A 13,072-nucleotide genomic window follows, 5' to 3' on the forward strand; every position below is an offset into this window, starting at 1 on the left:
AATTTGAGTCATAGATTAATCTATGATTCAACCTTGTCGGCTTTACCCGCCGCACCTGCGAGCTTTGATAGTTGTTTATCAAGCCACAATGGCGTCTTACCTGAATCTTCCGCGTTCTCTTTTCTTCGTACTGCATCACGAACCATCATAGCACCTACCCAACGGAATGGCTCTGGCGGGAAGTGTCCTAATGGGCCTTTAGTTAAACCACTTCGTGTCCAAGCATTATCGATATCGAGTACCATTGCTGACAAGATCTTCCCGCCCATACGGGTTTGAGCAACGCCGTTGCCTGAATAACCAAGTCCATAAAAAATGTTTCTTTGGCCTTTTAAATTACCAAAGAATGGTAAACCTGTGACCGAACGATCTGAGCCACCCGACCAGTTGTAATCGAATTCACGTTGCTCTAACTTGGGGAACAGCTTTTGGAAAGATTGATTGAGAATTGGTAAGTAGTTACTGGTTTGGTTAAACATGCTTTCAACTTGATTAGCAAATGAGAATTTATTACCACCTTTACCTAGCATGAGTCGTCCATCTTGGGTATCTCGGTAGTAGTGGACAAAGATACGCGAGTCCACCACCGCTGTCCCTTTCTCTGGACCAAACTGCTTGAGCTTTTCAGGGATAGGCTTGGTCACCACCATATCTGAAGAGACAACCACAATGCTGCGTTTGAACTCTTTAAAATGATCGAGCATCCACGCATTGAGTGCCAAAATCACTTTGTCGGCATAGATCGTCCCGCCTTTGGTTTGAATTCGAGCCGGAGAGCCATAGTCTAGCGAAGTCATCTCCGTGTTTTCGTGAATTTCTACACCCAGTTCGAGAGCAACCCGACGTAAACCTCTCGCTAATAGAGCAGGTTGCACACTGCCTGCGGCTTCCGAGTAATAACCTTCAATATGACGATCTGAACCGGCTTTATCAGGCAATGACTGATCGCACTTCTTCCAGCTATTGATACCCTGCTTGACCAATTCATTCACAACTGGCTGCATTCCACCTTTTTGCGCTTGATTAGTCGCCGTGTAATAAGTTCCGCTTCGATAAAGGTGTGCATCAATGTTGTGTTCATTACAAAAAGCCTCTATCTCGTAAATAACCTTTTCAGACTCCTTAACCAGCCATTTCGCTTGTTCGTTTCCATAGAGCTTTTTCAACGTTGGGTACTTAGTCGACCACGTCAGCATACAGCCGCCGTTTGCGCCAGATGCGCCGCTACCACACAAACCTTTTTCAATCACCACGACGTGCTTTTGAGGCTGTTGCTGTTTGATTAAAATCGCCGTCCATAAACCAGTGTAACCACCGCCGACAATGGCAATATCACTGTTAACGTCTTTTTGCAGCGGCTTAGCCGATATTAGCCCTACATCGATGCTGCCAAATTCTTGTTCCAATGCTTGCTTGAACCAATATGAATCGTGTTTTGTCATTTGTTGTACCTTACTTAAAACCTAAAGGCGTAAACTAAAAAAGGAAGACCGAAGCCTTCCTTTACTGATTGCTAACTTCTAATGAACTGAATAGTTCGTCAGATTAGGATTTTGGCTCTGATTTAGCGTCAAACTTCTCAGACCATGTTTTAAGAACGTCGGCGCGTTCGCTACCCATTCGAGCGAAGTCCATTTTTGCCATATTCTTTTCTACATTAGGGAAGTTCTTTGCTTTGCCTGTCACATCTTGGTGACCAACAACTGGGTACATTTCGATGTAAAGCTCATTTGCCGCTTTCGAAATAGACCAATCAACAACACGTTGCGCTGCATCCGAAGGCTTAACAAGACCTACCGCTTCAGATTCCCAACCGATTCCTTCAGGCGTAATCACTGACAGTGGAGCGCCTTGAGTTTTCAGCTTAGCGCCGCGGCTCGCCATAGAAATGCCGATAGCAACTTCACCCATGCCCGCTTGAACACATGGCTTAGAACCAGAGTGCGTGTAGTGAGCAATGTTTTGGTCTAGCTTCTGCATGTAGTTCCAACCTTGGTCTTCACCCATATTTTGTAACCAAGCCGACACTTGCATGTAGCCCGTACCAGAAGATGCTGGATTTGGCATAGCAATGTGGCCCTTGTAGATAGGCTTCGTTAGGTCATCCCAAGACTTCGGTGCAGGTAGGTTCAATTGCTTAGCAACTACTTCGTTAAAGCAAACTGCATTGAAGAATGCATCGTTGCCATACCAAGCTTGAGTAGATTGCGGATCGTTGAGATTTGAACGCAGCGCTTCTACACCTTGAGGAGTGTAAGGCTTAAGAATGCCCTCTTCTTTAAGCAGTGCCATTGAAGAACCCGCAAGGCCCCACACCACTTCTGCACGAGGGTTGTTTTTCTCAGCCAATAATTTTGCCGTCATGATCCCAGTTGAATCACGAACCCATTTGATGTTGATGTCTGGGTTTTCACTTTCAAATGCGTTTTTGTATTTCGCTAAAATGTCAGTTTCAAAAGCGGTGTAAACCGTCACTTCCTGTGCTGCATAAGCATTACCAGCGAGTAGAGTGACTAACGCTGCAAGTGATCCTTTCATAAAACGGTTTTTCATCATTTTCTCCAGTCAGGCCCGATGCCAAGGTTAGAAATTAGAAGCTCCATCTAGAGGCTTCTATATCCATAAATTCATTTAGGTTGTTAGTACACCCTTAATTGGTATGTACCAGATAACGAGTATTAACCTAATCGACTTTTATGACGGTTAAATGAACAAAAAATGGCAATTTAAAGATCGACAAATTCCTCAACACAAGTGGCTAATTTGAATATTAAGCTTTTGTGAAAATAGCGTTTGAGCTATTTACGACCGTTTAAATTGGTTGTTAAAGTAACTGTAAATACTGGTATAGTCCAAAATATAAATCACGAGAATTGAACATGAGAAACGAATACCTACTACTGACACCGGGTCCTCTATCTACTTCTGAAACCGTTCGCCAAGCGATGCTAAAAGATTGGTGTACATGGGATGATGAATACAACAAAGACGTTGTAGAAGTGATTCGTAGCAAGCTAGTGACTTTAGCCACGAAGCAACCGGGATACACAAGCGTATTAATGCAAGGTAGCGGCACCGCTTCCGTTGAAGCAACAATCGGTAGCGTTATCTCTAAAAGCGGCAAGCTTCTTGTTGTTGATAACGGTGCGTATGGCGCTCGTATTGCTCAAATCGCAGAATATTTAAACATTCCATGCCATGTCGTTTCCCCTGGCGAAACATCACAGCCTGACTTGAACGAAATGGAAGCGGTATTGGCCATGGATTCAGACATTACTCATGTTGCAATTGTGCATTGTGAAACCACCACTGGTATGTTGAATCCGATTAAAGACATCGCAAAATTGGCAAAGCAGCATAACAAAACCGTCATCCTTGATGCGATGTCGAGCTTTGGTGGTATCCCTATGGATATTGCTGACTTAGGTATCGATTACATGATCAGCTCAGCCAACAAATGCATTCAAGGTGTACCGGGCTTCGGCTTTGTTATTGCTAAGCAGTCAGAGCTAGAGAAGTGTAAAGGCCAAGCTCGCTCATTAAGCCTTGACCTGTTTGACCAATGGCACTGCATGGAAAGCAACCATGGTAAATGGCGTTTCACGTCTCCGACTCATACGGTGCGCGCTTTCTACCAAGCTCTACTTGAATTGGAGGAAGAAGGTGGTATCGAAGCTCGTCACAATCGCTACCAAACCAACCAAAACACATTGGTTACAGGTATGCGCTCTCTTGGCTTTGAACCACTGCTTAATGATGATCTTCATTCACCTATCATCACCTCTTTCTATTCTCCAACTCATAGTGATTACCAATTCAAGGAATTCTATGACCGTTTGAAACAACAAGGTTTTGTAATTTATCCGGGCAAGGTTTCAAACGCAGACTGTTTCCGTATCGGCAACATCGGCGAAGTTTACCCTTCCGACATTGAAGCCCTAATTGGCGCAGTTAAAAACGCAATATACTGGAACATCAAATAATGACGACGACCAATCAAGAGCCAACTCTAAAGGCGACACACTTTCGAAGCGAAGGTGATGTGAACACCACACCCGCTCGTGAAAAGTGGAATGAGTCGCTAAACGATGATGCGACTCAAGCTATGTTAAAACGTGACTCTGACGTGTTTCTTCATCAAGCGATGTCAACACCTTGCCTAGACACACTTGAAGCCGCAGAAGGCATCTACATTCAAGATGCAACTGGTAAGAAGTACATGGACTTTCATGGTAATAATGTCCACCAACTAGGTTATGGTCACCCCCACATTATCAATAAAGTGACTCAACAAATGGCCTCATTGCCATTCTCACCACGTCGCTTTACTAATGAAACAGCCGTGCAGTGCGCTGAAAAGCTAACACAGGTCTGCGGTGGTGATTTAAATCGCGTGTTGTTTGCTCCCGGTGGTACATCAGTTATTGGTATGGCACTCAAACTGGCTCGGCATGTCACCAACAACTTCAAGGTCGTTTCATTGTGGGACTCCTTCCATGGCGCGTCACTGGATGCGATCTCTGTCGGTGGCGAAGCTTGTTTTCGAGAAGGTATGGGCCCGTTAATGGCCGGCGTAGAACGTATCCCACCAGCGGTCTCTTATCGTGGTGCTTTCCCTCTTAATGACTCTTTTTCGCTTCAAGGGCAAAGCTCAAGCGATAACAATGAGACTGCATGCGATGTGCATTATGCGGATTACCTTGAGTACGTGATTGAAAAAGAAGGTGGCATTGGTGCCTTCATTGCGGAAGCAGTGCGTAACACCGATGTTCAAGTACCAAGTAAGGCTTATTGGAAACGCATCCGTGAGATCTGTGATAAACACAATGTCATGCTAATCATTGATGATATTCCAAATGGTATGGGTCGAAGCGGCAAATGGTTTACGCACCAAGCGTTTGCTATTGAACCTGACATCCTATGTATTGGTAAAGGGTTTGGCGGTGGTTTGGTGCCAATTGCCGCCATGGTCACCAAAGACAAATACAACACGGCAGCACAAGTATCGCTTGGGCATTACACCCACGAGAAAAGCCCTATTGGCTGTGCGGCAGCACTGGCCACCATGGAAGTGATTGAACAAGAAAATTTGCTTGAAAAAGTACAAGCGGACAGTGCATTCATACGTGAGCAGCTGCTTCAAATGAAAGAGAAATACCCAGTCATTGGCGACGTTCGCGGCATCGGACTGCTTTGGGGCGTCGAGTTGGTCACCGACCATATCACCCAAACCCGAGCGTTCGATGAAGCGGAAGCTGTACTTTATCAATGTCTGAACGATGGTCTGAGCTTTAAGGTGTCACAAGGTAATGTGATTCAGTTAAGCCCACCATTGATCATCAGCCGTAGCGAACTAGAAGCCGCTCTGTCTGTATTTGAAAACGCGATAGCAAAAGTCTGTAAAGACTTTGAATACCTTTAAACCAACACTAAACCAATAACCTAAAACATCATTCGTCCCTCCAGTGCTTTTAAATGGAGAGTGGCAAAAAAGGACACCACTATGAACACAACATCACCTATCCAAGCGGTTATCTTTGACTGGGCCGGCACTATCGTTGATTTTGGATCGTTTGCTCCAACCAGCATCTTCGTAGAAGCATTCAAACAAGGTTTCGACTTTGATATCGACTTAGCAGAAGCGCGCGAACCTATGGGGATTGGCAAATGGGACCACATCCAAGCGGTTGGTCGAATTCCAGCTGTTGATGCTCGTTGGAAGGCTCAGTTCGGACGCTCAATGACCAGTGAAGACGTTGACGCTATCTACGCGGCATTTATGCCTCTTCAGAAAGCGAAAGTAGCAGACCACGCAGCACCCATTTTAAACGCGATTGAAGTGGTGAATAACCTAAAAGAGAAGAACGTAAAAATTGGCTCTTGTTCAGGTTACCCACGTGAAGTAATGGATGTGCTAATTCCTGCAGCAGCAGATTACGGCTATCGTCCAGACAACGTGGTTGCAACCGATGATTTACCTCAAGGTGGTCGCCCTGCACCATTCATGGCGCTTAAAAACGTCATTGACCTAGGTGTTACAAACGTTGCTGCTTGTGTGAAAGTAGATGATGCAGCACCGGGGATTGATGAAGGCCACAACGCAGGCATGTGGACAGTCGGCCTTGTACTATCAGGTAACGAAGCAGGCTTAACCTACCAAGAATATGTGGATGCAGATGAAGCGACACTTGCAACTGCGCGTGAAAAAGCAAGCGTGAAGCTAAACAAATCTAACCCGCACTACCTAATTGATACCATTGCTGATTTGCCAGAAGTAATTGCCGACATCGAAAACCGTTTATTAGCCGGTGAACGGCCATAACGGGAGTGACTCAGGTTATTCAACCAAGCATTCAGCACACATGAAAATGAAACCTCGTATCAGCTAAAATGATACGAGGTTTCTTCGTTTCCAACATTTAAGACAACATATTATTGACAAACAACACAGTAAATAGCACTTTAAATGTATAATTTTTAACAATTTCATTGACTGCGATACGCAATCAGATTAACAATATAAATAGTGATACAAGATAAGTTCAACCTGAACCAACTCCTTGATTTACTTATTATCAGCAGTGTCGAAACCCAAATAAGTGATCGTTTTACAGGTAAGTTCAGATAACAATAATAGTTAATCCAAGGATAAGATTATGAAAAGACTGTCAAAAATCATGTATGCCGTTGTTGCCGCTTCAGGCTTAGCAGCAGCTCCCTCAATTGCTGCTACAACTTATGTGGGTGCCAAACTGGGCATGGGCTGGTTAGATAGCGCATGTGTAAGCGGTACAAAGTGTGATGATGATGCAATTGGTGTTGGCATCTACTCCGGTTATAGATTTACTGAAAGACTCGGTGTTGAACTTAGTTCTGATTTCTTAGGTGACTATAAGACAAGCTTTTCTAAGAATGGTACAACCGCAGCATTCAGTGACCCACTAATCGCAATCTCGCTAACACCAATGTACCGCCTACCTGTACAACAAGAGTTTGACGTATTCTTCAAAGCTGGCCCTGCTTACATTTCACACGGTGGTGAAGATGATGTAGTTCTTTCGGCTGGTATCGGTGTAGAGAAGCAACTGTCTTCAGACTGGGCACTGCGAGCTGAATACCAATATTTTGATGATTTCGACGACAAATATGTTCAAGACCTAAACTCAAATTTTCTATCTGTAGGTATTAGCTACAGCTTTGGTACGGGTACTGCGACAGCAGCGGCTGCAGCTTCTTCGGCAGCAGTGACACAAGCTCCATCTGAGCCAATCACAGAGCCAGTCGTAGTCGTTGAAGAGAAAACAACGGTTGTCGTAACTAAAGCGCAAACAGAGAGCTACTCTCAAGAGATGTTTGCGACAAACAGTACTGAACTGTCTACAGACGGTAAGATTGCACTACAGCCTCTAGTTGAAGTTCTTAAAGCTCACCCTCAATCGACTGTTGTTGTTGTTGGTCACACTGACTCAACAGGCGCTGCTGAATACAACATGATGATCTCTAAGAAACGTGCTGCTGCAGTTGCTGCACACATCGAAGAGCAAGGTATCGAAGCTGAGCGTATCACTGCTACAGGTGAAGGTGAAGAGAACCCAGTTGCATCAAACGATACCGCTGAAGGTCGTGCTCAAAACCGTCGTGTTGACGCAACGATCCCTGGTTTCGAATACCAAGAAGAAGTACAAGTTGAAGAAGTTATCGTAGAAACTGCTGAATAATAGCACTCTACCTTAGCCGAAATAATAAGGGCGGAGCACTCAAAGTGCTCCGCCCTTGTCTTTATCTGTTTTTGCTCATAAGCCGTAAAGTAACGGCCAAAGCCAAGCTGTGCAATCAAATAACTAAACGATTTCCCAACTGTGTGTCATTTCAACGCCAGCACCCAGCATTAAGCAAACAGAGCAGTACTTTTCTAAAGAGTCAGCACATACTTTAGCCACTAACTCTGGATCAAGGCTGTCACCCGACACTTCAAAGTGAATGTTAATCACAGTAAAGATTTTTGGCGCTGTTTCACGACGTGTGGTTTCAAGCTTTGCATTACAGCCTGTGATGTTCTGACCCGCAGACTTCAAACCATCTACCACATCAACAGAACTACAGCCACCTGCGGCCATAAGGACCATCTCCATAGGGCTTGGGGCGGTAGCACCGCCACTTCCATCCATAACGATAGAGTGACCTGATTGAGATTGACCTAGGAATTTAAAGCCTTCGACCCATTTAACTTCTGCTTGCATGTTGTTCCTTAGATGACCGATAACCGTCATCACTATCTATTATTGGATATTAATACCGACACCCTACTACTGGCAGCATTCATGAGCAAGATTTTCTAGGCGACATATTTTTTTTGTGAATGATGCAATTTTTTCCATCTAAAACCTGTCTCTATTCGTACATTCAAAATCGAATGAGAAGAACGTCAAGATGAGGTATCTATGAATAAATTATCTAAAATATTGGTATCACTCGTGGTTGCGCTACCACTGATTTCACTATTTGTGAGCCAGACTGGCACTGCCAATACAATGGATAAAACGGCTAATTCAGGTAAAAGTGAAATCGCGACACTGGCTGGTGGTTGTTTTTGGTGTACGGAGTCCGATCTAGAGAAGCTAAAAGGTGTAACCGACGTTATCTCTGGATATTCTGGTGGCAAGTTAGAAAACCCAACCTATAAACAAGTTTCTTCAGGTAAGTCTGGTCACATCGAAGTGATCAACGTGACCTATAACCCTGATGTGGTTAGCTATGAACAGGTTCTTGACCAATTCTTCCGACATATCGACCCGACTGATGACAAAGGGTCATTCGTAGACCGTGGACCGCAATATCGACCTGCCATTTTCTATCATAACCAAGAGCAAAAAGACGTTGCTCAAAACTTTATGATGGAGATAGACAAGGCTCAGATCTTTGGTGCCCCACTAAAAACAGAACTGATCAAATTTGAGAAATTCTGGCCAGCAGAGGATTACCACCAAGATTACTATAAGAAGAGTAAGGTTCGTTACAATTACTACCGTTACGCTTCAGGTCGTGATCAATATTTAGATAAAATCTTCGGTGATGATAGAAAGGATAACCCTAAAACAATCCGCCAGATCATCGACAGTAAGAATGCTAAAACATACGTAAAACCGTCTGATGCAGAGATCAAAGCCAAGCTTACCGCACTTCAATACGATGTAACGCAAGAAGACGCGACTGAGCGCCCGTTTGACAACAAATACTGGGATAACAAGCAAGAAGGTATTTACGTTGATATCGTAACGGGTGAGCCATTGTTCTCTTCAAAAGACAAATACAAGTCAGGTACAGGCTGGCCGAGCTTTACACAGCCAATCAACGAGGCTTATGTAGTAACAACTACTGACTACAAACTCCTTTATCCGAGAACAGAGGTTCGTAGTAAGTTTGGTGATTCTCACCTAGGGCATGTATTTAAAGATGGTCCAAAACCAACAGGCTTACGTTACTGCATGAACTCAGCAGCAATGCGCTTTATCCCAGCAGATAAGCTGGCTGAAGAAGGGTATGAAGAATACGTTGAGATGTTTGAAGGCTAAGCATTCAATAATTAACGCTACACCTATAACAAGCAAAGCCAGCATAACGCTGGCTTTGCTTTTTTTAACTCAAAAACAAGAACACTAGCTTCTAGCCTGTTAGAACCGTGTCTTCTGGATACTTGAGCAGTGAAGGCTCTGGTCGAGCTAACATATACGCCAACGTCAAAGGACCGATACGACCAATAACCATCACAACAATCATGATGTATTTGCCAGGTTCGGTTAGATTTGCGGTTAACCCAGCCGTCAACCCTACCGTTGCAAAAGCAGAAATGACCTCGAACATAACTCGATCAAACGCAGCTTTTTCAGTAAGCATTAACAGAAACATCGCCGTCGTTAATAACGCCCCACTGACCACGATAATGGCCAATGACTTGGTTACCGCCTGCCATGTGACAGTACGTTTAAACATCACGACGTGCTTTTTCTGACGTAGGAATGTCCAAGTCGCGACAAAAGCAACTGCAAAGGTCGATACCTTAATACCGCCACCGGTTGAAGTAGAGCCTGCACCAATCAGCATCAATACAATCATCACCAACAAAGCAGGCTGCGTGTACTGAGACAAATCCACGCTGTTAAAACCAGCGGTACGAGCACTTGCTGATTGGAAAAACGCCGCCAGCCATTGCCCTTGAGTTGATAGCCCTTCCATAGTCGCGGAGTTATTTCTCTCCAACAGCCAAAACAATACCGTACCCACCAACAATAGAGTCGGCGTTGCAGTCAACATAATTTTGGTATGTAAATGCAAATGCTGAAAGCCTTTACGCCAGTTACTCGACAAGTCACCGACAACCGTAAAGCCTAAGCCGCCAAAAATGAACAGAGCCGCTAGAGTAAAGATCACTAATGGGTCGTCAACAAAGCTCATCATACTGTCTGAAAACAACGCAAAACCCGCGTTATTGAATGCTGATATCGCATGAAAAAGGGCGTAGAAGCTGCCTGTTGCCCAGCCCATTTCAGGAACCCACCGGAAACAGAGCAATACAAAGCCAATAAATTCAGCCACTAGCGCAAAGATGATGATTTTCTTTACTAGCTTGCGCAGGTTAATCTTACGATCTTGCCCTAATGCTTCTTTAGCTAATGCCTGCTGCTTCAAGCTTAACCGAACACCAAACATATAGAGAAGAACCGCAGACAAGGTCATCTGCCCCAACCCGCCCACTTGCATCAAGAACATCAGCAAGATTTTCCCGGCCAGAGTAAAGTGTTCGCCCGTATCAACGACCCCTAAACCTGTTACGCTGATTGCAGAGGTCGCGGTAAACAACGCATCTGTAAAACTGAGCCCTGTGACAGAAAATACGGGCATCGTGAGTAAGATGGCCGAAGGAATAAGAACCGCCAAAAAACTGGTCAGGATTATCTTAGGTTCAGAGCCTTTACGTGGCTTTTCATCTCTCTTAAGCGTGTAGAAAGTACCTTTTCGTTTTAACGAATTCATACTAATACCTTATGACCCATTGCCAGTTACCAATTACGTAGTTTTCTAGATAAGGTCTCTTTAGGCCCAGCGATGATCACCACATCTCCGATTTCTAAACTAATATCCAGTTCAGGTGCTTTAGTGAGATTAGGACCACGCTTAAATCCAAGAACCTCGACGCCTACTTCTTTGCAAAGCTTCAAATCACGAAGTTGCTTACCTAAGAGTTTTGAACCAATAACAATTTCAGTCATTGCTAAATCACTGCCAAGGTCAATAAATTCAAGAACGCGCCTATCCAACATTTTACGCGCAACACGAATACCCATGTCTCGTTCCGGCATAATGATATGGTCAGCGCCAATTTTAGAAAGGATCTTGCCGTGGAACTTATCGTTCGCCTTAACCCAAACGGTTTTAGCTCCCGATTCTTTTACGACGAGAGTAGTCAAAATGCTCGAGTTCACATCAGAACCAATCGAAACCATCACCATATCGTACTCGTCGAGCCTTAACTCTTTAACCGTTTCTTCACTCGTACAGTTAGCAACAATCGCTTGTGAAACAAAAGCCGCGGCTTCTTTCACTCGCTCTTCATCAATATCGACGGCTAATACCTGCGCGCCTGAACTTTGCAGTTCTTTGCAAACAGATAAACCAAAACGCCCTAAACCGATAACTGCATATTGTTTGTCGCTCATTTGAAATCCTGTTTAGAAATTTTAATTACACGGGATAGCCAAACCTACATTAGTTTCTATCTCAAAAAAAGTTAGTTCTGCAATAATAAGGTTATACTATTGTCATAATCGCTTGATTTATAAAGGTAGAGAACAACTCGAGTTTCTGCTAATTTCCAATTCATAATTTCTGCGGCAGCACACACAATGAATGAATTCTTAACCCAAGTACAAACCTACATTAACCAGAGCCATAGTGATTGGGCGAACAGTGTCCTATTCATCACTATTGCGAGCTTTCTCGCTTGGGTAGCTTGGCGAATTATCCATAATCGCTTAGAAATTCTGGTACAAAAAACCCCTTTCCACTGGGATGATCTGCTACTAGAGGCACTGAAAACCCCAGTCAGTACGCTACTTTGGTGCTGGCCTGCTACAGTATCTGTTGGATTAATCCTTCAAGATCAGTTCGGAAATGAAATCAACTGGTTAAAAACGCTTAAGCATATATTGATTATCTGTACCTTCGTTTGGTTTACCTTACGAATGATCACTAACACTGAAGCATATGTCTTAGAACAAAAAAACAGAGATGAAACGACAGTACAGGCAATTGCGAAAGTCGCTCGCCTGTTCTTTATGGTGATGGGCGGCCTGACGATCATGCAGGCGTTTGGACTCAGCCTATCAGGCTTGCTGACCTTTGGTGGTGTGGGTGGTTTGATTGTCGGTTTGGCAGCAAAAGATCTACTCTCGAACTTCTTTGGTGGCATGATGATCTACTTCGACCGACCTTTTAAAGTCGGTGATTGGATTCGCTCACCTGATCGTCAAATCGAAGGTACCGTCGAACGTATTGGCTGGCGCATGACCATTATTCGCACCTTCGATAAACGCCCGTTGTACGTGCCAAACTCAGTATTCAGTAACATTGTGGTGGAAAACCCATCGCGAATGCTGAACCGCCGAATTAATGAAACCTTTGGACTTCGTTACGAAGACGCAAACAAGTTGGCTGCTATTGTGGATGACGTAAAAGCCATGCTTGAAACGCACCCAGACATTGACGCTAAGCAAACGCTCATCGTGAACTTCGATAAGTTTGGCCCATCAACGCTGAACTTCTTTATCTACACCTTCACCAAAACGGTCAACTGGGTGAGGTATCACGAAGTTAAGCAAGATGTTCTATTACAAGTATTAGCGATTATTCATAAGCACAATGCGGATATCGCGTTCCCAACTCAAACACTTAAAATCGACCCACAAGGTTTGAGTGAAGCTCAAGACATAGTCACTTCCAATCTAGAAGGTCATCGATAAGTAAATTTCTTATCGATAAATAATAACGGTGAAGCGTGGTAACATGGCGCCAGTAT

11 protein-coding genes are annotated in these 13,072 nt (G+C 44.1%); 6 read left to right on the forward strand and 5 right to left on the reverse strand.

The window, feature by feature from the left end; all coding sequences use genetic code 11:
- Positions 1–20: 20 nt before the first annotated feature.
- On the reverse strand, positions 21–1,442 hold the full coding sequence (locus OCV56_RS19355; RefSeq protein ID WP_086712615.1) for an FAD-dependent oxidoreductase: 1,422 nt from the start codon (positions 1,440–1,442) through the stop codon (positions 21–23).
- Between the two features lie 103 nt (positions 1,443–1,545).
- A complete protein-coding gene (locus tag OCV56_RS19360; protein WP_086712614.1) occupies positions 1,546–2,556 on the reverse strand; it encodes a putative 2-aminoethylphosphonate ABC transporter substrate-binding protein in 1,011 nt (336 codons plus the stop codon).
- Between the two features lie 323 nt (positions 2,557–2,879).
- Here OCV56_RS19360 and phnW point away from each other — a divergent pair, with 323 nt between their 5' ends.
- The 4 genes from phnW (at position 2,880) to OCV56_RS19380 (ending at position 7,718) form a co-directional block, all read left to right on the forward strand.
- A complete protein-coding gene (gene phnW / locus OCV56_RS19365; RefSeq protein WP_086712613.1) occupies positions 2,880–3,983 on the forward strand; it encodes a 2-aminoethylphosphonate--pyruvate transaminase in 1,104 nt (367 codons plus the stop codon).
- Positions 3,983–5,422 (forward strand): aspartate aminotransferase family protein, encoded by a 1,440-nt coding sequence (locus OCV56_RS19370; RefSeq protein ID WP_086712612.1) that lies wholly within the window; start codon positions 3,983–3,985, stop codon positions 5,420–5,422. Before phnW ends, OCV56_RS19370 begins: the two co-directional genes overlap by 1 nt.
- 81 nt (positions 5,423–5,503) lie before the next feature.
- Positions 5,504–6,322 carry a phosphonoacetaldehyde hydrolase gene (gene phnX / locus OCV56_RS19375; protein ID WP_086712611.1) on the forward strand — a complete coding sequence of 273 codons (819 nt, stop codon included), beginning with the start codon at positions 5,504–5,506 and terminating at the stop codon, positions 6,320–6,322.
- A 334-nt stretch (positions 6,323–6,656) separates the two neighbouring features.
- Positions 6,657–7,718, forward strand: coding sequence for an OmpA family protein (locus OCV56_RS19380; protein ID WP_086712610.1), 1,062 nt, complete (start codon positions 6,657–6,659; stop codon positions 7,716–7,718).
- Positions 7,719–7,841: 123 nt separating this feature from the next.
- Here the strand turns inward: OCV56_RS19380 and OCV56_RS19385 are convergent, their stop codons facing one another.
- The gene (locus tag OCV56_RS19385) at positions 7,842–8,240 is read right to left on the reverse strand and encodes an OsmC family protein (protein ID WP_086712609.1); all 399 of its coding nucleotides are present in this window, start codon (positions 8,238–8,240) and stop codon (positions 7,842–7,844) included.
- A 201-nt stretch (positions 8,241–8,441) separates the two neighbouring features.
- Here OCV56_RS19385 and msrB point away from each other — a divergent pair, with 201 nt between their 5' ends.
- Positions 8,442–9,572 carry a peptide-methionine (R)-S-oxide reductase MsrB gene (msrB, locus tag OCV56_RS19390; RefSeq protein ID WP_086712608.1) on the forward strand — a complete coding sequence of 377 codons (1,131 nt, stop codon included), beginning with the start codon at positions 8,442–8,444 and terminating at the stop codon, positions 9,570–9,572.
- Between the two features lie 91 nt (positions 9,573–9,663).
- Here msrB and OCV56_RS19395 read toward each other — a convergent pair whose 3' ends face one another.
- Together OCV56_RS19395 and OCV56_RS19400 are read right to left on the reverse strand one after the other, a co-directional pair.
- Positions 9,664–11,031, reverse strand: a complete 1,368-nt coding sequence (locus OCV56_RS19395; protein ID WP_086712607.1) for a TrkH family potassium uptake protein — start codon at positions 11,029–11,031, stop codon at positions 9,664–9,666.
- A 26-nt stretch (positions 11,032–11,057) separates the two neighbouring features.
- On the reverse strand, positions 11,058–11,714 hold the full coding sequence (locus OCV56_RS19400) for a potassium channel family protein (protein WP_086712606.1): 657 nt from the start codon (positions 11,712–11,714) through the stop codon (positions 11,058–11,060).
- 186 nt (positions 11,715–11,900) lie between these two features.
- Here OCV56_RS19400 and OCV56_RS19405 point away from each other — a divergent pair, with 186 nt between their 5' ends.
- Positions 11,901–13,016, forward strand: a complete 1,116-nt coding sequence (locus OCV56_RS19405; protein ID WP_086712605.1) for a mechanosensitive ion channel family protein — start codon at positions 11,901–11,903, stop codon at positions 13,014–13,016.
- Positions 13,017–13,072 lie beyond the last annotated feature (56 nt).

The organism is Vibrio gigantis (assembly GCF_024347515.1).
GTDB classification, from domain to species: domain Bacteria; phylum Pseudomonadota; class Gammaproteobacteria; order Enterobacterales; family Vibrionaceae; genus Vibrio; species Vibrio gigantis.